16 protein-coding genes are annotated in these 21,793 nt (G+C 71.8%); 9 read left to right on the top strand and 7 right to left on the bottom strand.

All coding sequences use genetic code 11. From position 1 onward, the window contains the following. Nucleotides 1-129: 129 nt before the first annotated feature. Nucleotides 130-1,785 carry an acyl-CoA synthetase gene (locus OG410_RS04855; protein WP_329297976.1) on the bottom strand — a complete coding sequence of 552 codons (1,656 nt, stop codon included), beginning with the start codon at nt 1,783-1,785 and terminating at the stop codon, nt 130-132. A 198-nt stretch (nt 1,786-1,983) separates the two neighbouring features. Here OG410_RS04855 and OG410_RS04850 point away from each other — a divergent pair, with 198 nt between their 5' ends. The 7 genes from OG410_RS04850 to OG410_RS04820 all read left to right on the top strand — a co-directional run bounded on the left by OG410_RS04850 (nt 1,984) and on the right by OG410_RS04820 (nt 10,137). Continuing rightward, on the top strand, nt 1,984-2,784 hold the full coding sequence (locus OG410_RS04850) for a crotonase/enoyl-CoA hydratase family protein (protein ID WP_328664861.1): 801 nt from the start codon (nt 1,984-1,986) through the stop codon (nt 2,782-2,784). A 77-nt stretch (nt 2,785-2,861) separates the two neighbouring features. Continuing rightward, nucleotides 2,862-3,815, top strand: coding sequence for a Zn-ribbon domain-containing OB-fold protein (locus tag OG410_RS04845; protein ID WP_329297975.1), 954 nt, complete (start codon nt 2,862-2,864; stop codon nt 3,813-3,815). Next, on the top strand, nt 3,816-4,871 hold the full coding sequence (locus OG410_RS04840) for a thiolase domain-containing protein (RefSeq protein ID WP_329297974.1): 1,056 nt from the start codon (nt 3,816-3,818) through the stop codon (nt 4,869-4,871). Then, a complete protein-coding gene (locus OG410_RS04835; RefSeq protein WP_329297973.1) occupies nt 4,868-6,034 on the top strand; it encodes a thiolase domain-containing protein in 1,167 nt (388 codons plus the stop codon). Before OG410_RS04840 ends, OG410_RS04835 begins: the two co-directional genes overlap by 4 nt. An 82-nt stretch (nt 6,035-6,116) precedes the next feature. Continuing rightward, a complete protein-coding gene (locus tag OG410_RS04830) occupies nt 6,117-6,359 on the top strand; it encodes a DUF397 domain-containing protein (protein WP_329297972.1) in 243 nt (80 codons plus the stop codon). Between the two features lie 239 nt (nt 6,360-6,598). Continuing rightward, the gene (locus OG410_RS04825; protein ID WP_329297971.1) at nt 6,599-9,490 is read left to right on the top strand and encodes an ATP-binding protein; all 2,892 of its coding nucleotides are present in this window, start codon (nt 6,599-6,601) and stop codon (nt 9,488-9,490) included. A gap of 149 nt (nt 9,491-9,639) precedes the next feature. Beyond that, nucleotides 9,640-10,137, top strand: coding sequence for a hypothetical protein (locus OG410_RS04820; RefSeq protein WP_326789595.1), 498 nt, complete (start codon nt 9,640-9,642; stop codon nt 10,135-10,137). 31 nt (nt 10,138-10,168) lie between these two features. Here OG410_RS04820 and OG410_RS04815 read toward each other — a convergent pair whose 3' ends face one another. From OG410_RS04815 to OG410_RS04805, 3 genes are all read right to left on the bottom strand, one after another. Then, nucleotides 10,169-12,487, bottom strand: a complete 2,319-nt coding sequence (locus tag OG410_RS04815) for a SpoIIE family protein phosphatase (RefSeq protein ID WP_329297970.1) — start codon at nt 12,485-12,487, stop codon at nt 10,169-10,171. 211 nt (nt 12,488-12,698) lie between these two features. Next, complete coding sequence (locus OG410_RS04810; RefSeq protein WP_329297969.1) at nt 12,699-14,669, bottom strand: N-acetylmuramoyl-L-alanine amidase; 1,971 nt, start codon at nt 14,667-14,669, stop codon at nt 12,699-12,701. Nucleotides 14,670-14,932: 263 nt separating this feature from the next. After that, nucleotides 14,933-16,075, bottom strand: a complete 1,143-nt coding sequence (locus OG410_RS04805; protein WP_329297968.1) for an aminoglycoside phosphotransferase family protein — start codon at nt 16,073-16,075, stop codon at nt 14,933-14,935. On the opposite strand from OG410_RS04805, the gene OG410_RS04800 reads away from it, so the two are divergent. Both OG410_RS04800 and OG410_RS04795 read left to right on the top strand, forming a co-directional pair. Further along, on the top strand, nt 16,074-16,247 hold the full coding sequence (locus tag OG410_RS04800) for a hypothetical protein (protein ID WP_326789599.1): 174 nt from the start codon (nt 16,074-16,076) through the stop codon (nt 16,245-16,247). The two genes, OG410_RS04805 and OG410_RS04800, sit on opposite strands and share 2 nt — an antisense overlap. Before the next feature lie 59 nt (nt 16,248-16,306). Next, nucleotides 16,307-17,809, top strand: a complete 1,503-nt coding sequence (locus tag OG410_RS04795; protein WP_329297967.1) for a DNA-binding protein NsdB — start codon at nt 16,307-16,309, stop codon at nt 17,807-17,809. A gap of 237 nt (nt 17,810-18,046) precedes the next feature. On the opposite strand, the gene OG410_RS04790 is transcribed toward OG410_RS04795, so the two are convergent. From OG410_RS04790 to OG410_RS04780, 3 genes are all read right to left on the bottom strand, one after another. Further along, nucleotides 18,047-19,516, bottom strand: a complete 1,470-nt coding sequence (locus OG410_RS04790; protein ID WP_329297966.1) for a PP2C family protein-serine/threonine phosphatase — start codon at nt 19,514-19,516, stop codon at nt 18,047-18,049. A 282-nt stretch (nt 19,517-19,798) separates the two neighbouring features. Beyond that, nucleotides 19,799-20,482 carry a TetR/AcrR family transcriptional regulator gene (locus OG410_RS04785; RefSeq protein ID WP_329297965.1) on the bottom strand — a complete coding sequence of 228 codons (684 nt, stop codon included), beginning with the start codon at nt 20,480-20,482 and terminating at the stop codon, nt 19,799-19,801. 214 nt (nt 20,483-20,696) lie between these two features. Beyond that, nucleotides 20,697-21,710 (bottom strand): Gfo/Idh/MocA family protein, encoded by a 1,014-nt coding sequence (locus tag OG410_RS04780; RefSeq protein ID WP_329297964.1) that lies wholly within the window; start codon nt 21,708-21,710, stop codon nt 20,697-20,699. Between the last annotated feature and the right edge of the window lie 83 nt (nt 21,711-21,793).

Below are 21,793 nucleotides of genomic sequence, written 5' to 3'. Positions count from 1 at the left end.
CGTAACCCGGTGCTGGTGCGACGGAGGCATTTCCGTCATCCCCCATACGGCTGTTAGCCACCTCTGGTTCAAAAAGGGGCCGGCCGCGCACAGAGTACGTCGCGAGGATCAAGCGGATGACACCGCCGGCTACCGGTCCGCGGCCACGGCCACCTCCCGCGCCCACCGGTAGTCGGCCTTGCCGCTCGGCGAGCGCTGGATGGAGCTCGTGATCACCAACTGGCGCGGGACCTTGTACCCGGCCAGCCGGGCGCGGCAGTGCGTCTGGATGTCGTCGAGCGAGGGCCGCGGCGCGCCCTCGCGGACCTGGACGACGGCCGCCACGTGGCTGCCCCACTTCGGGTCGGGCACTCCGGCGACCAGGGCGTCGTACACGTCCGGATGCGATTTCAGGGCCTGTTCCACCTCCTCGGGGTACACCTTCTCGCCCCCGGTGTTGATGCACTGCGAGCCGCGGCCGAGGACGATGACGATGCCCTCCTCGTCGACCGTGGCCATGTCGCCGAGGAGCACCCAGCGCTCGTCGCCCTTGCGGAAGAACGTCTCGGCGGTCTTCTTCGGGTCGTTGTAGTAGCCGAGAGGCACATGGCCGCGCTGCGCGACCCGTCCCGGCTCGCCCGCCACGACCGGCTCGTACGTCACCGGATCCACCACCTGCGTACGGGCGTTGACGCGGATGCGGAAGCCGCGTTCGGGGCCGGAGTCGGCCGTCGCGGTGCCGTTGAAGCCGGACTCCGAGGAGCCGAAGTTGTTGAGCAGCATCACGTTCGGGACGAGTGCCTGGAACTGTTCGCGCACGGTGTCCGACATGATCGCGCCGGACGAGGACACGCTGAACAGGGCGGAACAGTCCGTGCCCTTCAGGGGGCCGTTCAGTGCGTCGATCAGGGGCCGCAGCATCGCGTCGCCGACCAGCGACACACTGGTCACCTTCTCCCTCTCGATCGTCCGCAGGACGTCCTCGGGTGAGAACTTGCGGTGCAGCACGACCCGTTGACCGAAGTTGAAGGCGATGAACGCGGTGAGCGTCGAAGTGCCGTGCATCAGCGGGGGAGTGGGGAAGAAGGTGATCCCGGCACCGCCGGCCGCGACGCGCTCGGCGAGCTCCTCCGGCTTCGTCACCGGATCGCCGGTCGGCGCGCCCCCGCCGAGGCCCGCGAAGAAGAGGTCCTCCTGCCGCCACATGACGCCCTTGGGCATCCCCGTCGTGCCGCCGGTGTAGATGATGAACTGGTCGTCCGCCGAACGCGGGGAGAACCGGCGCAGTGGTGACCCGGCGGCCTCGGCGTCCCCGAAGTCCACGGCCTCCACCGCGCCTTCGGAGCCTGCCGGGCTCTCCGCGGCCACCGCGCCCGCGCCGGGTGCGACGGCCCCCACGCGGACGAGATGCCGCAGCCGCGGTGCCCGTGGCCGTGCCGCCGCCACCCGGTCGCCGAACTCCGCGTCGAAGACCAGGGCCACGAGGTCCGCGTCCTGGTAGAGGTAGGCCAACTCTTCCTCTACGTAGCGGTAGTTGACGTTGACCGGCACGATCCGCGCCTTCAGGCAGGCCAGCACCGTCTGCAGGTACTCGACGCCGTTGTACAGATGGAGACCGAGGTGTTCGCCGGGGCGGATCCCGCTGTCGATCAGATGGTGCGCGATCCGGTTCGCGGCCGCGTCCAACTGCGCGTACGTCAAGCGGCGTTCCGCGCCCGTGCCGGGGTGGTCGAGGTAGACGAGCGCCTCGCGGTCCGGGACCACGTCGACGACCGACTCGAACAGGTCGGCAAGGTTGTACTCCACCGTTCCTCCTGACCGTGCACGTCCGTGGCCGGGTGCCGCCAGGGCGGTGCCCGCCCCGGACCCGACGGTCATCAGAGCAAAGCCCGACCCAAGTGGGAAGGGCTCCGGCACAAGAAATCTGACTGTCTGTCAGAAAACCCTTGTACTGGATGGACGGCTCCTGCAACCTGTTCTCGCATCCGAGACGGGAGGACGCCCATGGGTGGGACCGAACACCTCACCGTGCAACGCGAAGGCGCCACACTGGTGCTCACGCTCAACAGGCCCGAGGCCAGGAACGCGCTCTCGCTGCCGATGCTGGTCGGTCTGTACGACGGCTGGGTCGAGGCCGACGAGGACGACGCCATCCGCTCGATCGTGCTCACCGGCGCCGGTGGTGCCTTCTGCGCCGGGATGGATCTCAAGGCCCTGGCCGGCCGGGGCATGGAGGGCGAGCAGTACCGGGACCGGCTCAAGGCCGACCCCGATCTGCACTGGAAGGCCATGCTGCGCCACCACCGCCCGCGCAAACCGGTGATCGCCGCCGTCGAGGGGTACTGCGTCGCGGGCGGCACCGAGATCCTCCAGGGCACCGACATCCGCGTCGCCGGCGCCTCCGCGACCTTCGGGCTCTTCGAGGTCAGGCGCGGCCTCTTCCCGATCGGCGGCTCGACGGTGCGGCTGCAACGCCAGATCCCGCGCACCCACGCCCTCGAAATGCTCCTCACGGGACGTCCGTACACCGCCCAGGAGGCCGCGGGCATCGGGCTGATCGGCCATGTGGTGCCCGACGGGACGGCGCTGGACAAGGCGCTCGCCGTCGCCGAGCAGATCAACGCCTGCGGCCCGCTCGCCGTCGAGGCCGTCAAGGCGTCCGTGTACGAGACCGCCGAGCTGACCGAGACCGACGGGCTCGCCGCCGAACTGCGGCGCGGCTGGCCGGTGTTCGACACGGCCGACGCCAAGGAGGGCTCCCGGGCCTTCGCCGAGAAGCGCCCGCCCGTCTACCGGCGGGCCTGACCCGCACGCCCGGCCCGGACGCGACCTGTCCGCCCCGCGGACACGGCACGGCCGGCCGTTGGAAGGAGAGATCCGGGATGCCCGAAGTCCTCAAAGCCCCCCTCGTCGTCGAGTTCCCCTTCACCCGCTCGCTCGGCCCCGTGCAGAGCGCCTTCCTCACGGGCCTGCGCGAACAGGTCGTCCTCGGCGTGCGGACCGCCGACGGACGCACCCTCGTCCCGCCCGTCGAGTACGACCCCGTCACCGCCGAGGAGATACACGACCTCGTCGAGGTCGCCCCCACCGGCACCGTCACCACCTGGGCCTGGAACCACGAACCCCGCCGCGGCCAGCCCCTCGGCACCCCCTTCGCCTGGGTCCTGGTCCAGCTCGACGGCGCCGACACCGGCCTGCTGCACGCCCTCGACGCCCCCGGCCCCGAGGCCGTGCACACCGGGATGCGCGTCCGCGTCCGCTGGGCCCGCGAACGCTCCGGCGCGATCACCGACATCGCCTGCTTCGAGCCCTGCGACGGCGCCCCGGACGAACCCGCCGGCGAACCCGCGGGCCACGACGGCCGGTTCGCGGACATGGTCACCGGAATCGTCGCCCCCGCACGGCTCGACTACGTCTACTCGCCGGGCCGTGCCCAGGCCGCCTACATCGCGGGCCTCGCCGAACGGCGGATCCTCGGCGAACGCTGCCCCTCCTGCCGCAAGGTCTACGTCCCTCCCAAGGGGGCCTGCCCCACCTGCGGGGTGGCCACCTCCGAACAGGTCGAGGTCGGCCCGCGCGGCACCGTCACCACGTACTGCATCGTCAACATCAAGGCGAAGAACCTCGACATCGAAGTCCCCTACGTATACGCGCACATCGCCCTCGACGGCGCCGGCCTCGCGTTGCACGGCCGGATCGGCGGCATCCCCTACGACGAGGTCCGGATGGGCCTGCGCGTGGAGCCCGTGTGGTCCGAGGACGGCCGCCATCCCGACCACTACCGGCCCACCGGAGAACCGGACGCGGACTACGAGACGTACAAGGAGATGCTGTAGATGCGGACCGCCAGGGACATCGCCGTCGTCGCCTTCGCGCAGAGCGACCACCGGCGCACCACCGACGAGGTCTCCGAGGTGGAGATGCTCCTCCCGGTCCTGCACGAGGTCCTCGACCGGACGGGCCTGCGGGCCGGTGGCATCGACTTCACCTGCTCCGGCTCCACCGACTATCTCGCGGGCCGCGCCTTCTCCTTCACCATGGCGCTCGACGGCGTGGGCGCGTGGCCGCCGATCTCCGAGTCGCACGTCGAGATGGACGGGGCCTGGGCGCTGTACGAGGCGTGGACCAAACTGCTGACCGGCGACGCCGACACCGCGCTCGTCTACTCCTACGGCAAGTCCTCGCCCGGCTCCGTCCGCGATGTCCTGACACGCCAGCTGGACCCGTACTACGTGGCCCCGCTCTGGCCCGACTCGGTCGCGCTCGCCGCACTCCAGGCGCGGGCGCTCATCGACGCCGGCGAGACCGACGAACCCGAACTCGCCTCGGTCGCCGCCCGCAGCCGCGCCGCGGCGGAGACCAACCCCCATGCCCAGCTCAGGGGTTCGGTGCCGCAGGGCGACTACCTCGTACGGCCGCTGCGCACCGGAGACTGCCCGCCCATCGGCGACGGCGCCGCGGCCGTGATCCTCGCGGCGGGGGACCGGGCCCGTGAACTGTGCGAACGGCCCGCCTGGATCCGGGGCATCGACCACCGCATCGAGGCACACTCCCTCGGCGTGCGCGACCTGACCGACTCCCCGTCCGCCCGGCTCGCCGCCGAACGGGCGGGCGTCTTCGAACGACCCGTCGACACCGCCGAGTTGCACGCGCCCTTCTCCTCCCAGGAAGTCGTCCTGCGCAGAGCGCTGCGGCTCGGCGACAGCGTGCGCGTCAATCCGTCGGGAGGCGCCCTCGCCGCCAACCCGATCATGGCGGCAGGGCTCATCCGCATCGGCGAGGCCGCCGCACGCGTCCACCGCGGGGAGTCCGACCGGGCGCTCGCCCACGCCACCTCCGGCCCCTGCCTCCAGCAGAACCTGGTCGCCGTACTCGAAGGGGACGCCCGATGAGCAAGGAGCCCGTGGCCGTCGTAGGCATCGGCCAGACCAAGCACGTGGCGGCACGCCGGGACGTGTCCATCGCGGGACTCGTCCGCGAGGCCGCCCAACGCGCTCTCACCGACGCCGAGTTGACGTGGGCCGACATCGACGCCGTCGTCATCGGCAAGGCGCCCGACTTCTTCGAGGGCGTCATGATGCCCGAGCTGTACCTGGCGGACGCGCTCGGAGCGACCGGCAAACCCATGCTGCGGGTGCACACGGCGGGCTCCGTCGGCGGATCGACGGCACTCGTCGCCACCAACCTCGTCGCCGGCCGCGTCCACGGCACCGTCCTGACCCTCGCCTACGAAAAGCAGTCCGAATCCAACGCCATGTGGGGCCTGTCCCTGCCCATCCCCTTCCAGCAGCCACTGCTCGCCGGCGCGGGCGGCTTCTTCGCGCCGCACGTACGCGCCTACATGCGGCGCACCGGCGCACCCGACACCGTCGGCTCGCTCGTCGCCTACAAGGACCGCCGCAACGCGCTGAAGAACCCGTACGCGCACCTCCACGAGCACGACATCACCCTGGAGAAGGTCCAGGCCTCGCCCATGCTCTGGGACCCGATCCGCTACTCGGAGACCTGCCCCTCCTCCGACGGGGCCTGCGCGATGATCCTCACCGACCGCGCGGGCGCGGCCCGTTCATCGCGCCCGCCCGCCTGGATGCACGGCGGTGCCATGCGCAGCGAGCCGACTCTCTTCGCCGGCAAGGACTTCGTGTCCCCGCAGGCCGGCAAGGACTGCGCGGCGGACGTGTACCGCCAGGCCGGGATCGCGGACCCCCGCCGCGACATCGACGCCGTCGAGATGTACGTCCCGTTCTCCTGGTACGAGCCCATGTGGCTGGAGAACCTCGGCTTCGCCGACGAGGGCGAGGGATGGAAACTCACCGAGTCGGGCGTGACCGAACTGGAGGGCGACCTGCCCGTCAACATGTCGGGCGGCGTCCTCTCCACGAATCCGATCGGCGCCTCCGGCATGATCCGCTTCGCCGAAGCGGCCCTCCAGGTACGCGGCCAGGCCGGAGAGCACCAGGTCGACGGGGCGCGCAGGGTGCTCGGCCACGCCTACGGAGGCGGATCCCAGTTCTTCTCGATGTGGCTGGTCGGCGCCGAGCCGCCCACCTCCTGACGCCGTCCCCCTCACATGGCCTGTGCGCGGCACGGACCGATCGCTAGGCTGGCCGCGGACGACGAACCGGGAGGAGCAGGACGTGGCCGAGAGCACCATCGAGCAGCACCCGCTCGCGGGCTGGGACAAGCCGGAGCTGGACCTCAGCAACGCCGAGTGGCAGTCCAGCAGCCGAGGGCGTGGAGATGTCCAGATCGCCTTCGTCGAGGGCTTCATCGCGATGCGCAACAGTGGCCGCCCCCAGGGCCCTTCCCTGATCTTCACGCCCGCGGAGTGGGGGGCGTTCGTATCGGGGGCCCGCGAAGGGGAGTTCGACCTGACCTGAACCGACGACCGCCGGACCCCCGCCCCCCGGCGAGAGGAGGGCGGCGGCCCTGGCCCCGAGCCCGGGAACGCCGCCCACCGGCCGGTCCTCCCGCGGCTCCGCCGCCGCTCACGAGGTTCTGACCAGGAGCGTCCGAACGGGCTGCCCCGTGGATGATCGGGGCGTACGCTGAGGTGCCTGGAGGTCACGGTGCGCATCCGCATCCCCGCGCGGACGCGTGATCGTGGCAGGGGGTGATCATGGGGCAACGCAGCCTTCGCAGCCGTCGGACGCTCTTGGAGCGTGAGAGTGAACTCTCGGCCGCAGACGAGGCGTTGATCGACCTCGTCGGCCTGCGCCGGGAACCCGGCGAGCCGCCCGGCCGCCCCCGCGGCGCGCTCCTCGCCTTCGCCGGACGTGCCGGGATCGGCAAGACGACGCTCCTCGGCGAGGTGCGCAGGCGCGCCGCTGCCAAGGGCTGCACCGTGCTGAGCGCGCGCGGCGGAGAACAGGAACAGCGCGTCGCCTTCCACGTCGCCCGACAACTCCTGCAACCGCAGCTTGCCGGATTCACCGAGGCCGAACTCCGCGCCTCGCTGGGGAGTTGGTACGCCATCGTCGGCCCCGCGCTCGGCCTCTGCGCCCCGTCCGAGGGCGCCCCGCCCGACCAGCAGGGCCTGCGCGCCGGACTCGACTGGGTACTCACCCACCTCGCCGTACAGCGCGCCCCCATGGTGCTCCTCCTGGACGACGCGCACTGGGCCGACGCCGAATCGCTCAGCTGGCTGGCCGCGTTCGCGCCCCGCGCCGAGCAACTCCCGCTGCTGCTCGTCGTCGCCTACCGCCCCGACGAACTCCCCGAACACGCCGAGGCGTTCAGGGGACTGCCCGGTCGTGCCGGACAGCGCCCCATCGGACTCGAACCGCTCAGTGCGGCGGCCGTCGCCCGGCTCGTCCGCGAAGACCTCGGCACCCAGGCCGACGACGCGTTCTGCCGCGAGTGCTGGACCGTCACCGCGGGCAACCCCTTCGAGGCCGTCGAGCTGACCGCCAAGGTCCGTGACCGCGGACTGACCCCGACCGAGGACGGAGCGCACCTCCTGCGCGACCTCGCCGCCGCCGTCAAGGGCAGCGGCCTGATCGCCCGCCTCGAACGCCTCGGCACCGCGACCGTCCGCTTCGCCTGGGCCTGCGCCGTGCTCGGCACCGAGATCCACCCGACGCTCGCCGCCGCCGTCGCGGGCCTCGGCTCCGAGGAGGCCGCCGACGCCGCGGACGCCTTGCGCACCGCCCGTATCCTGACCGGCGCCGACCCCCTCGAATTCGTCCACCCGCTGATCGCCACCGCCGTCTACCGGGACATCCCCGGAAGCGTCCGCGTCGCCCTGCACGGCCAGGCCGCCTGGTGCGTGATCGACGAAGGCCTCGGCCCGGCCGCGGCCGCCCGCCACCTCATGGAGACCCACCCGGACGGCGACACCTTGATCGTCCAGCAACTGCGCGCCGCCGCCCGCGAGACCCAGCGCGCCGGCGCCCCGGACGCCGCCCGCCGCTATCTGGCGCGCGCCCTGCGCGAACCGCCGCCCTTCAAGGACCGCGCCGCCGTGCTGTACGAACTGGGCTGCGCGTCCCTGCTCACCGAGCCGACCACCACGGTCAACCACCTTCGCGCGGCCCTCGAGGAACCGATCACCGACCCCGACCTGCGCCACAACATCGTCTACCGCCTCTCCCAGGTGCTCGCCCACAGCGACCGCCTGGCCGAAGCCTCCGAGACCCTCGCCCGCGAGATCCCCGTCACCGGCGACGCCCGGGTACGCCTGCGCATGCAGTCCGAGCAGTTCATGTGGGACGCCTTCCGCGCCGACGAACCCGACTCGCCCGCCCGCTCCCGCCGGCTGGCCCGCCTCGCCGACCGGCTCACCGGCCACGACCTCACCGAGCGCTATGTCATCGGGCTGCGCGCCTGGGACGCCACCCTGCGCGGCGAACCCGCCCCCGTCGCCCTCCACCACGCCGAGCGCGCCCTGGCCGGCGGCCTCGGCTGGGCCGAGGCCGACCGCGGCTTCGAGGTCCCGGTCCTGGTCGCCATGACCTTCATGTACGCCGACCGGCCGGGCCGGACCGAAGAACTCTTCGCCACCGGGATCGCCGACTTCGAATCCCAGGGCTGGCACGGCGCCCACCTCTCCTTCGGTTACACGATCCTCGGATACGTCCGCTTCCGCCGGGGCCGTCTCGCCGAGGCCGAGGATTTCGTCCGCGCGGGCGTCAGGCTCGCCGAACGCGTCGGGCCCGGTACGCCCGTCCACTGGTACGCGGTGGGCACCCTCATCCAGGTCCTGCTCGCCCGGGGCCAGGTCGAGGAGGCCGCGCGCACCGGCGAGGCCTACGCCTTCCACGCACCCTTCTCGGCCGCCGTGACCTTCCCCGACGCCCAGACCGTGTACGGCGAACTCCTGCTCGCCCGCGGTCTCGCCAAGGACGCCGCCGACGAGCTCGCGTCCGCCGGCCGCCGGCTCGACCGGCGCGGCATGCGCAACCCCGCCTGGTGCCCCTGGCAGCTCCACCTCGCCCGCGCCGAGAGCCACGACGCCCCGGAGCGCGCCGTCGACACGGCACTCGAAGCGGTGAACCGCGCCCGCCAGTACGGCGCCCCCTCCACGATCGGCCAGGCTCTGCGCGTCGCCGCCGAGGTCTCCCCCGGCCCGGCCCGCGTCCAGCTCCTCGAGGAGTCCGTCGGTCATCTGGAGCGTTCCCCGGCCGCCTACGAACTGGCCTGCTCCCTGGTCGCCCTGGGCACCGAGCTGCGCCGCGCAGGACGCCCCAGGGAAGCCGCCGAGCACCTCTACCGCGGCCTCGACGCGGCGGTCCAGTGCGGTGCCGACGGACTGATCGAGGACGCCCGCGACGAGCTGGCCTCGGCCGGGCTGCGGCCGCGCCGTCTGCACAGCACCGAGACGGACACCCTCACCGCCCGCGAGCGCACCGCCGCCTCGCTCACCGCACGGGACCGGACCCCGGCCCAGATCGCCGAGGAACTGCACATCGACGAGCACGCCGTGGCCCGGCTGCTGTCGGCGGTCTACCGCAAGGTCGGCACCGACCGCAGAGGACTCGGGGCGGCCCTGGGGGACCAGGCCACGTCCTGACGCGGCCGGGCCGTCCTCCGCCCCGCCCGCGCAGCCGCCGTGAGCCCGGTACGCACAGCACCCGCGGACCGAGTACGCGCAGCTGCCGTGAGCCCCCTACGCACAGCTCCCGTGGGCCCGGTACACGGCCGTGCACGTACCATTGCGGCATGTCCTTCCTCCGCCGCCGCAGTGCCACGCCCGCCGGGCCCGAGTTCGATGTTCTGGCCATGGATCCGGGCGACTGGCCCGGCAATCTCGGTGCGGGCCTGCTGCCCGCCCCCGACGGCAGCTGCCAGGGCGTCTTCCTGCGCTACGACCTGTTCGGCGGCCGCGGTCCCGCGATGATCATCGGCAACCTGCCCGAGGGATCCCAGGCCCGGGACGTCGCCGAGAACGAGGTCCCCTTCGAGGTGGCCCAGCTCCTCATCGCGCTGGAGAACAACGAAGAGGTCACCGTCACCGGGACCGAGGACATGCCGGTCATGCAGGGCGACAACCTTCTGATCGTCCGCCGGTTGAAGCTCTCCGAGACCCGTATCTCCTGCGTCCAGTTCGACCGCAGCGACAACGTCCTGGTGACCATCGCCGCCTGGGACCGTCCGATCACGGACGACCTGTACGCGCTCCTGAAGCCGCTCCCGGCGGAACTCTTCCAGCAGGGCTGAGGCCCGACGCGGCCCAACACCCCACCCGGCGTCACAGCTTGAGGGTGAACCAGGTGGTCTTGCCCGCGTCGGTGGGACGCACACCCCAGTTGTCGGCGAGCGCGCGGACCAGGATCAGACCCCGTCCCGACTCCTCGCCCTCGCCGGCCGTCCGGGGCTGCGGCAGATGCGGGCTGCGGTCGCTGATCTCCACGGTCAGATCGGTCGCGGTGCGGCACAGATGCAGACCGATGGGCCCCTGCGCGTGCTGCACGGCGTTGGTGAGGATCTCGGAGAGCAGCAGCCGGGCGTCGTCCGCCGCGGGAGCGCAGTCCCAGGCGGTCAGCGCCTTGCTGAGGAAGGCGCGGCCCTCCGGGACCGACTCGGGCACCGCGGGCAGGTCCGTGTTGACGGTGGCCAGGGGTCCCTCGGGCAGCCGGGTGAGCAGCAGCGTGACGTCGTCGTTGTGCCCGTCGGTGTCCGGCAGCAGTGCGGACAGCACGTGGTCGGCGGCGTCCTCCAGATCGGGCGCGGCGACGAACAGGTCCGTGAGGGTGGCCGTGAGCTCGGTGAGCTGGTCCTCGATGTCGCTGCCGGGCGTCTCGATGAGACCGTCGGTGTACAGGACGAGGGTCGCCCCGGGCGGGATCATCGACGTCGCCTGCTCATAGAGGATGTCGCCGACACCGAGCGGCGCGTTCACCGGCGCGGGAAGCGGCCGGGCGCCGACGCCGGGCGTGGCCACCAGGGTCGGCAGATGCCCGGCCGAGCAGACCGTCACCTCGCCCGCGTCGGCGGAGATGACCAGATAGCAGCAGGTCACCAGCTGGTCGGGCACGTCCAGATCACCGACGACGGCCTCCAGGGCCTGCATCAACTGGCGAGGCTGCATACCGGTCTTGGCCAGGGCATGCGCGGCCGACCGCAGTTGGCCCATCACGGCGGCGGCCTCCAGACCGCGGCCCATCACATCGCCGATCAGCACCCCGACCCGGCCGGCTCCCAGCGGGATCAGGTCGAACCAGTCCCCGCCCACCCCCGCTCCCTGCGTGGCGGGCCGGTAGCGGCTCGCGGTGGTCAGACCGGGAATGGCGGGCGGGGTTCCCATGAGGCTGCGCTGGAGGGTGAGGGCGATGTGCCGCTGCTGCTCGTACAGGAAGGTCAGCTCCGCCTCGGCCTTCTTGCGGTCGCTGATGTCCCGGACGATCGCGCACGCGCCGATCACCGTGCCGTCCGCGTCACGGGTGGGCCACAGCGTGATGTCCACGTCCAGCAGGGCGCCCGAGCGGGTCAGCCGCAGGGTCTCGAAATGTTCGACCTTCTCACCGCTGCGCAGTCGGTCGAGGAGCAGGTCGATCTCGCTCCGCCGCTGCGTGGTCGCGAGAAGGGACACGTGCCTGCCCATCACCTCGGCACGCGAGTAGCCGTACAGCCGCTGCGCCGCCGCGTTCCAGTAGGTGATGTGACCGTCCAGGGTCTTGGCGAGGATCGCGTCCTGCGAGGACTCCACGAGACCGGCCAGTTCGTTGATCCGGGCCTCGGCGCGCTTGCGGTCGCTGACGTCGCGGACGGCGGCGGAGACGAGGAGCCCGTCGGTGGTCTCCAGCGGGCTGAGGCTGATCTCGACGGGGAACTCGGTGCCGTTCTTGCGCAGTCCGTGGAGTTCGAGTCCCGCGCCCATCGGGCGGACCTGCCGGTTGTCGGCGTATCCGTCGCGGTGATGGTGGTGGTGGCCGCGGAAGCGGCCGGGCACGAGGAGCTCGACGGGGTGTCCGAGCAGTTCCTCGCGCCGGTAGCCGAAGAGGGCTTCGGTCTGGGCGTTGACGAGTTTGATGGTTCCGGTGTCGTCGACGATGACCATGGCGTCCGGTGCCGCCTCCAGCAGACCCCGAAACCTTTCCTCAGCGGCCTTGCGGTCGCTGACGTCGCGGACGGCGGCGGAGACGAGGAGCCCGTCGGTGGTCTCCAGCGGGCTGAGGCTGATCTCGACGGGGAACTCGGTGCCGTTCTTGCGCAGTCCGTGGAGTTCGAGTCCCGCGCCCATCGGGCGGACCTGCCGGTTGTCGGCGTATCCGTCGCGGTGATGGTGGTGGTGGCCGCGGAAGCGGCCCGGTACGAGCAGTTCCACCGGGTGGCCCAGAAGCTCCTCGCGGGTGTAGCCGAAGAGGGCTTCGGTCTGGGCGTTGACGAGTTTGATGGTTCCGGTGTCGTCGACGATGACCATGGCGTCCGGTGCCGCCTCCAGCAGACCCCGAAACCTTTCCTCGGCCCCCGCCGGCGCGTCGTTGCGCGGTTCGCCACCGCACTCGCATCGCTGGGGGACCGCCGCACCGGCGGGCCGTGTTGAAGTCTCTTTGACGAAGTTGCCCATGCCTGCCCCAGGGTGTCCCGTGTTCTGTGAACGGCCCATCAGAACGTACGGAGAGCAGTCGCACCGTTACATGTCGTTAACTGGTCCGACCGCGGCCGAACCTGTCCTCGACGGCGCTTTCCCTGGCCGGTTGCCGGTGTCCGTCATTGTCTTCGGCGATCCGGACGCCGGGCCCGCCCCGCACGGGCCCGGCCCCGAACCGCCGGACGCCCTACGGAACCAGGTCCACGTCCGCCGCCCGCACGAACTGCACCCGGTGCCCGAACTGGATCTCGTAGTACATGTCCGTACCGATCACGACCCGGTGCGGTGCGGTGTCGAAGGTCGGTGCGTAGAAGTACTCGCCGGGCACCTTGTCGCCGGCCGCGTAGCGCTGGCCGGCGAGGATCTTGTACGGCAGGGGTGAGACCGCCTGGACGGGCACGCCCGCCGGGTACGCCTCCTTCTCCGGGTACGCCCTGCCGTACACGGGGATCTCCGCCAGGCCCGCCTTGGGTGTCACGGCAGGCCCCGACGCCCTCACCGCGGTCGGCTGCTTGCGCGGGTTCTCGAACCAGGCCTTCTGGCCCAGGTACCAGATCGCCGTCCAGTCGCCTTCGCGTCCGGCCAGCGCGTACCGCTGTCCGGTGGAGACACGCGAGGCGACGTCGTTCACCCCGGTCGTCGAGGCGTCGCCCTTCGGGTACAGGCCGATGTCCTGGACCAGCGGCGCGTTCTCGTCCGGCTGGGAGTACAGCCGTACCTCGCTGGAGCCGTGTGCGGCGCAGGGCTCGCCCTTGGTGACGCAGCCGGTGTACACCGGCTGGTTCGCGTCGAAGTCGGGCAGGACCGTCACCAGGTCGGCGCCCTTGCCGAGCGCGGGGTGGAACGGGTGCCCGAGGAGGGTGAAGTAGTGCTGCCAGTCCCAGTACGGGCCCGGGTCCGTGTGCATCCCCGGGATGGTGGAGGCGGTGGGGCCCGGTACGTTGTCGTGCCCGAGAATGTGCTGCCGGTCCAGCGGGATGTCGTACTTCCGGGCGAGATACCGCACCAGACGGGCGGAGGCCCGGTACATCTCCTCGGTGTACCAGGTGTCGGGCGCGGTCAGGAAGCCCTCGTGTTCCAGGCCGATCGACTTCGCGTTGATGTACCAGTTGCCCGCGTGCCAGGCCACGTCCTTGGCCTTCACATGCTGGGCGATGTGCCCGTCGGTCGAGCGCAGGGTGTAGTTCCACGACACATAGGTCGGGTCCTGGACGAGGTTCAGCACACCGTCCCAGGTGCCTTCCGTGTCATGGATGACGATGTACTTGATGCTCTGCGACGCGGGGCGGTCGCCCAGGTCGTGGTTGCCGTAGTCGCCCTCGCCGAACTCCTCGTACGGGGCCGGGATCCACTCGCAGGACACGGTCCTCGGGCACTCGGTGCCGTCGGCGGAGGCCGTCCGCAGTCCCGCACGGCGCAGCTGCGCGGTGTCCGGGCTCAGCCCGGGCCGAGCGGCGAGCGTCACCTGCTGGCCGGCGTCCGTGGTGCGCCGCTCACCGGTGCGCATCACGTCGTACGCGTCGTCGGCGTAGGCCGCGGCGGTGCCGCTGTCGTCCGCACCCGAGAAACGTGCCACCGCTCCGTACCAGTCGGAGGGGTCGTCGCTCAGGGGCTCGCCGAGGTCCCGCTGCGCGGCGGCCAGGAGTGCCGCGCCGCCCGCGACGTTCGCCGCCGCGTCGGTGCGCAGCCGCTTTGCCGGCAGGCCGGTCAGGCCGGCGGCCTTGGCCAGTGTCGTGAGCCGGGCCGGGAGCCGGGAATCCGCGGGCACCTGCGTGTCCGGCAGGAGCGCGGGGCGCGAACTGTCGCCGCGGGCGTCCTCCGCGCCGTCGCCGTGATGCGGAGTCGCGGCGATCGCCGTCCGGGCGTCGGTCAGGTGCATGGGGCCGTAGCCGCCGGTGACGCTCGGAGCACCGTCGTGCGTGTCCCAGCGGGACTGGAGATAGGAAACCGCGAGCAGCACACTCTGCGGAACGTGGTACTCGTCGGCCGCGGCGGCGAAAGCCTGCTGCAACCGGGTCGTGGGCACTTCCTCGGCCGAGTCCGAAGGGGCCGCGCCGAGCAGCGGCAGCAGCAGCGCCGCCGAGGCGACGGCTCCTGCGGTTCTGCGCGCGCGTCTGTGCCTGGTGGTGCCCTGGGATTCGGTGGCGGACCGGTGCAATGCAGCCTCCTGGGACGGTGGGGCGCGGCGGGGCGTGCGAGTGCCGAACGCGTCAGTGCTACCCGCTCTCCGACGATCCGTCAATCATGCCCAGGAGGAGGCGATTTCCCATGTCAGCGTGGGGTGAAGGGGGTTTCGTGGCGGGGGGCTCCCGGCCTGCGGGGCGTCAGTGGCATGGACCAATGCTCCGAACGGCGGGTCATGCATGAGGGAGGTCCGCGGTGCGCCGGTGTGTCGGCGTCACCGTGGACCTCCCTTCCCCTTCAGCGAGTGCCGACAGCCGCGCGTACGGCCCGGCGGGCCATCTGGCAGTCGTCGTGCAGCCGCCTCAGCAGCAGCCGCTGTTCCTCGCCGGACGGCGCAGCAGCCGGGTGGGCGGGGCCCGCTGCCGCCGGGGCCGCGTCGTGCAGGGAACGCTGCACGGCCATCTCGTACGTACGGATCTCGCGGGTCAGGACGATCATCAGGTTCACCAGGAAGGCGTCCCGAGCCGTCGGGCCCGCCGACTGCGCGAGCTGACTGATCTGACGGCGCGCCATGGGAGCGTCGCCGAGGACCGCCCACAGTGTCGCCAGGTCGTAGCCCGGCAGATACCAGCCCGCGTGCTCCCAGTCCACCAGCACTGGACCGGCCGGTGAGAGAAGCATGTTGGACAGGAGGGCATCACCGTGGCAGAACTGGCCCATGCCCTGGCGGCCGGAGGACGTCGCGATGCCGTGCACCAGTTTCTGGAGGTCACCCATGTCCCGGTCGGTGAGCAGCCCCAGCTCGTGGAAGCGGGAGATCCGTTCCGCGTAGTCCAGCGGGGCGTTGAAGGTCCCGGCCGGCGGCCGCCAGGCGTTCAGCCTGCAGACCGCGCTCAGCGCGGCGCGGATGTCCGCGCGGGGCGGGGCCTCGACCGGGTGGCGCTGGAGCGCGGCCACCCGGCCCGGCATGCGCTCGATCACCAGTGTGCAGTTGTCCGGATCCGCCGCGATCAGCCGGGGCACCCGAACAGGCGGGCGGTGCCGGACGAACAGACGGTATGCAGCTATTTCGTGCCTGATCCGCTCGGCCCAGACGGGGGAGTGGTCCAGTAAGCACTTGGCGACGGCCGTACTGCGTCCCGTCGTGCCGACAAGGAGCACGGAGCGTCCGCTGCGGCGCAGCACCTGGACCGGAGCGAACTCCGGACAGATCCGGTGCACCGACGCGATCGCCGTGCGCAGCTGGGCGCCCTGAGGGCCGGACAAGTCGAGTCTCCCGCTGAGCGGTTGGGTGCCGAGCCCCGGCACGCGCCGCGTCCGGCCGGCACCGAGCACGGGGGCCGCCGCCTGACGTGCGGGGTCGAGGTAAGGGCCGCTGCCCACCGGGCGGGGGTGCAACGACCGGGGCGGAGCGGACACGGAGGACGATGCTGTGTACATGGGCGAAACAGATCCCTTCGTGTGCCTGCGAGTTGCCGCGCTGCCCGCCCCGGCCGCCTGGTTCATCCTGGGGAATGTCCCTGGCAACCGGGTCGGGGTGGCGCGTTCCTACCTGACACCCGACGTCCACTGGCACACCATCTGGCGCACCCTGGCGAACCCTGGCGAATAGTCGCTCAGCAACTGACAGGCGGTTACTGTCGAAATCAGCCGAGAACCTGGGGGCTTGACGTGAACGGACAACCCAACACTCGTCTGTCGGACCTGTTCGGCCTGGCCGGCTGGTCCAAGGGTGAACTCGCGAGGCTGGTCAACCGGCAGGCGGCGGCCATGGGCCACCCCCAGCTGGCGACCGACACCTCGCGGGTGCGGCGGTGGATCGACATGGGAGAGATCCCGCGTGATCCGGTGCCGCGGGTGCTGGCTGCTCTGTTCACCGAGCGTCTCGGCCGTGTCGTGACCATCGAGGACCTCGGTCTGGTCCGGCACGGGCGCGCGGGGAAACGGCAAGGCGCCGCCGGGAGTGCGGAACATCCCGACGGAGTGCCGTGGGCGCCCGACCGAACCGCCGTGGTCCTCACCGAATTCACGGGAATGGACCTCATGCTCAACCGACGCGGCTTGGTGGGCGCGGGTGCCGCGCTCGCCGCGGGATCCGCACTCAGCCCTGCCATGCACGACTGGCTCCGCAACGATCCGGCCCTCGCGGCCGACGCTCCGCAGTTCGAAGACCCCCTGCACGCCGACCCCGCCGGGTTCGACCGCTACGAGGCCGCCCCCATCGGGTCGCAGGAGATCGAGGAACTGGAGCGCTCCGTCGAGGTGTTCCGGGCCTGGGACGCGGCCCGCGGTGGCGGGCTGCAACGCAAGGCCGTGGTGGGCCAGCTCAACGAAGTGGGAGGCATGCTCTCCTACCGGCACCCCGACCATCTCCAGCGGCGCCTGTGGGGCGTCGCCGCCAACCTCGCCGTCCTCGCGGGCTGGATGTCGCACGACGTCGGCCTGGAGCCCACGGCTCAGAAGTACTTCGTCATCGCCGCCCACGCGGCCCGCGAGGGCGGCGACCGGCCCCGCGCGGGGGAGGCGCTCTCCCGGGCCGCCCGTCAGATGGTGCACCTGGGCCGGCCGGACGACGCGCTCGACCTCATGAAGCTCGCCAAGTCCGGATCCGGTGACGAGGTCCTGCCCCGCACCCAGGCGATGCTGCACACCATCGAGGCCTGGGCACAGGCGTCCCTGGGCAAGGGGCAGGCCATGCGGCGCACCCTGGGTGTGGCGGAGGACCTGTTCGTCTCCGACCGGGGTGACGTCCCTCCGCCCAGCTGGATGCAGTTGTTCGACGAGGCCGACATGCACGGCATGCAGGCACTCGCCTACCGCACGCTCGCCGAGCACGAGCCGGCCGCCGCGGCGACCGCTCAGCGTCACGCCAAGGAGGCGCTGAAGCTGCGGGAGTCGGGGCGGGACCGGTCGAAGATCTTCGACCACATCTCGCTCGCCTCGGCCTGCTTCATCGCCGACGATCCCGAACAGGCCGACCGCTACGCGCGACTGGCCCTGACGTCGATGGGCGCCAACTCCTCCCATCGCACGTGGGACCGGCTGCGCGAGATGTACCGGCTCACGGGGCAGTACTCCAGCTATCCGAAGATCAGCGATCTGCGTGAGGAGATCAAACTCGCGCTGCCGAAGGGTTCGCTCAAGCCCCGGCGCGGCGACGGCGCGCGAGTCTAGGTCGCCGACTGCGGGAGCCCGAGTGCTCTGACGTCTCCCGCGCGAGCGGGTGTTCGGCGCCGGCCGCGCCGCGGCGGCTCGGCTGACAACGGCGTCAGCCGCCGTCAGGGGAGGATGCCGGTCCCGGCCGTCTCTCCGTCTGTCCGGCTCGGTCTCGTCCGGCTCCGTCTCGTTGTGCTCCGGTGCCGTCGGGCTCCGGTGTTCCAGGCGTTCCCGTCGTCCTCGGCATCCTCGGCCTCAGGATCCGATCCGGGCGATGAGTACGCAGGCGTCGTCCTCGCGCTCGGCTGCGCCGCATTCCTCGACAACCATCCGGATACAGTCCTGGGCCGTACGGGCCTCGCCGAAGCGCGGGGCCAGGTCGAGCAGCCTCTGGACGGCCGTCACCGCTCCCTGACGTTCGGTTTCGTCCGGGTGAGGGGCGGCCCCTGCTCGCCGGGGAACCAGTCCCTCGGTGTGCAGGAGCAGCAGGTCGCCCGCGCGGAGGGTCTCCTCGGCCTGCCCGTAGACCGCGCCGGAGGTGGCTCCGAGCAGGACGCCGTCCGGTGCGGCCAGCGTGCGCCCCGTCCCGTCGCGGTACAGCAGCGGGGCGGGGTGTCCCGCCTGCGCCCAGCTGAGGGTGCGGGTCGCGGGGAGGTAGCGGCAGCAGACGGCGCTGCCCAGAGCGGGCTGGACGGTGGCGTCGAGCAACTGATTGAGCCAGGAGAGGAGTTGACCGGGCTGGGTGCCCGCCACCGCCATGCCGCGCAGGGCACCGAGCAGCATCGCCATTCCCGACGTCACGCCGACGCCATGGCCGGTGAGGTCGCCGACGCTCAACAGGGTTTCCCCGTCGGGGAGTTCGAGGGCGTCGTACCAGTTGCCGCCGATCAGCGCGCTGGTCGACGACGGCAGATAGTGGGCCGCCACGTCCAGCGCCCGGGGTCCCTGGCGCGGGAAACGCAGGGAGCCGCGCCAGGGCGGCAGCACGGCCTCCTGGAGTTCGACCGCGAGCCGGTGCTCGGTCTGTGCGACGTGCCGCTGGCGCTGGAGGGATTCCCGGGTCTCGCCCACCGTCCGCTGATTGCGGCGCAGTTCGCTGACATCGCGCAGCACGGCCCACATCGAGGCGGTGCTGCCGTCGGCGTCGAGCACGGGCTCGCCCATCATGTGCACGGTCCGCACTCCACCGTCGGGCCGCACGATGCGGAACTCCCCGTCGATGGGTTTGGCGTCGATGAGGCAGTCGGTGACCATCGTCGTCAGCATCGGCCGGTCCTCGTCCAGGACCAGTGAGGGCAGCTCGTCGAGGGTGAGCGGGGGAGCGACGGCGTCGCGGCCCAGGATCTGGTAGAGCTCGCCGGACCAGCTCGCCTCGTCCGTCAGCAGGTTCCACTCGGCGCTGCCGACCCGGCTCAGCAGGGAGCCCTGCCGGGGTACGGCCGGCGCGGTCCGGGCGGCGGAGGTGGCCTCGGGCGGGACGGGCAGCTCCGTCGGTCCGTCCCGCAGCTGAGCCAGGTGCGCGTCCAGGTCGTTCAGTTGATGCAGTGCCAGATTGCACAGCGCGCGCTGCCAGCGTCCCTGCGCGTCCTCTTCGTCGGCGGGTGCCTCACGCCGTACGGCGTCCACCTCACCGCGCAGGCGCCGCGTCTGCGAGATGAGCGCGTCGACCGTGCCGCGCCGGGGCGGCTGGGCGGCGGGGCGGTCCGCAGAGAGATGGGGTGGCATGACGTACTCCGATGCGGGGACGGTACGACCTAGGCGACGGAAGGACCATGACGACTGTCGCACAGCCCGCGACGCACTGTAAGTGGTTTGGCAACACCCGATACGGCCATGCTTCTGGTATATGCCGCAGTCCTCCCGGAGTGGGTGACCGGTCCCGATGAGGTAGTCGCCGTTCGGCGTCAAGTCGTAGACACCGTACGCGACTTGACGGCCGCAGGCGGTCCTGCATGAGGCTTTCACTCTGCTGTTCGAGGGGCGTTTGTGCGAGCGTTCGGGGTCCGTTCAGGGCGAGCGCACGAACTCCGCCACCTCGGCCTCGTAGAGAGGGGACGGATCGATGCCCATCGACGTGAAGTTGCCCTCGATCTCCAGGGCGACGATGCCGTGCAGATGGGCCCACAGCAGCGTGGAGCGTGCGGCGACCGCTTCCGGCACGTCCTCGAAGCCGTGCCGCTCCCGCCACTTGGTGAACTGCGCCGCCGTGCCGCCCGGGATGTGCGGCTCCGGCTCGGCCAGGGCGCTCACCGCGTCCAGGAGTACGGTCATGGCCGGCTGCGAGGCCTCGACCAGGCTCGCGGCCTGGGCGTCGTAGCCCTGGAGCGGCGCGCGGAAGAGCAGCCGGTAGCGGTGCGGCTCGGCCAGCGCCCAGGCCCGGTAGGCGTGGACCAGTCCGGTCAGCCGGGCGGCCGGGTCCGCCGGGCCGGCCTCGGCGGCCGCCCGGGCGAGCGCCGACGCCAGGTCTCCGTAGGCGTCGACGACGAGGTCGGTCAACAGGCTGTCGCGGTTGGCGAAGTAGCGGTACAGCGCGGGGCCCGTCATGCCCAGCTGCTTGGCGATCGCGTTGAGCGACAGTGCCTCCGGGCCGCCCTCGGCGAGCTGGCGCAGCGCCGCCGTCTTCACCTCCTGGCGCACCTGCGCGCGGAACCGGTCGCGCGGTCCGGTCCCGCTCCGGGTGTCTGCGTCCACGTCGTCGCCTCTTCGTGTCGGGGGCGGACATCAAGTTGGTTATAGCCTATCACGAACGAGATAGTCAGTAACGTGAGAGTCTCGTGCACCCGATATGCGATGGCCGGGGCCCGGGCCGGCGGAGTCGACCCGCGCCGCGTTCGCCGGCCCGGCGGCCCGGCTGCGTGGGGCGGCCCGCCAGGAATTGCGCGGCCGCCGCCCGCCGGTGAGCCGGTCAGGTGTAGAGGTCGGGGCGCGGGACGAGTTCGACGGCCACCCGGCCGCCGCTCTCCAGCGCCCGGACTCCCGCCTCGGCGACGGCGGACGCCGCGTACCCGTCCCAGACCCCGGGTCCGGTGACCCGGCCGGCCCGGGTGGCGTCCACCCAGGCCTGCACCTCACGGTCGTAGGCGTCGGCGAAGCGCACGAGATAGTCCTGCGCCACCTCCTCGTGTCTGCCGCCCGCCGTCGTGACGGCCATGGAGCGCTCGTCCCCGATCCGGGCGCTCCCCGACTCGCACACCGCCTCGCACGCCACCTGGTAGCCGAACCCGCAGTTCACGAAGACCTCGACGTCGACCAGGGCGCCGCCGGCCGTCTCGAACAGGACGAACTGAGGGTCGATCAGCCCCTCGGGCGCGGTCGAGGACGACCGGGGGCGCAGCACGGTCACCGCCGTGAGCTCCTGTCCCAGCAGCCAGCGCGCCACGTCGATCTCGTGCGAGACGGAACTGTTGACCAGCATCGCCGAGGTGAAGCCGGGCGGCGAGGACACATTGCGGTGGGTGCAGTGCAGCATGAGCGGGCGGCCCAGCCGGCCGCTGTCCAGCAGGGACTTCAGGCGCTGGTACTCGGCGTCGTACCGGCGCATGAACCCGACCTGCGCCAGCCGCCGCCCGAGCCGTACCTCCGCCTCCATCACCCGCAGCGCCCCGGCCGACTCCGGCACCAGCGGCTTCTCGCACAGCACCGGAAGACCCCGGGCGAACGCCGCGAGCAGGGCCTCCTCGTGCGCGGGGCCGGGGGAGGCGACCAGGACGGCGTCCACCCCCGGCGCGTCGAGCGCGGCCGCCGCCTCGGCGTGGACCGACACGCCGTCGATGCCAGCCGCCGCCTCCGCGGCGCGACCGGTGTCGGGATCCGCCACCGCGGCGACTCTTGCACCGCTCACCACCTGATCCAAGCGGCGTACATGGTCGGCTCCCATGTGGCCGGCACCCAGTACCGCCACACCCAACAGCTCACTCACGCGGTGCGCACCTCTCCGACGACTGCCCGGGCCGTTCCGTCCCGGTGATCCGATTGTCGGCCGCGAAGATCGATGACGCAGCA

The organism is Streptomyces sp. NBC_00659 (assembly GCF_036226925.1).
Lineage (GTDB): Bacteria > Actinomycetota > Actinomycetes > Streptomycetales > Streptomycetaceae > Streptomyces.
This window is presented reverse-complemented; position numbering and strand designations above follow the sequence as displayed.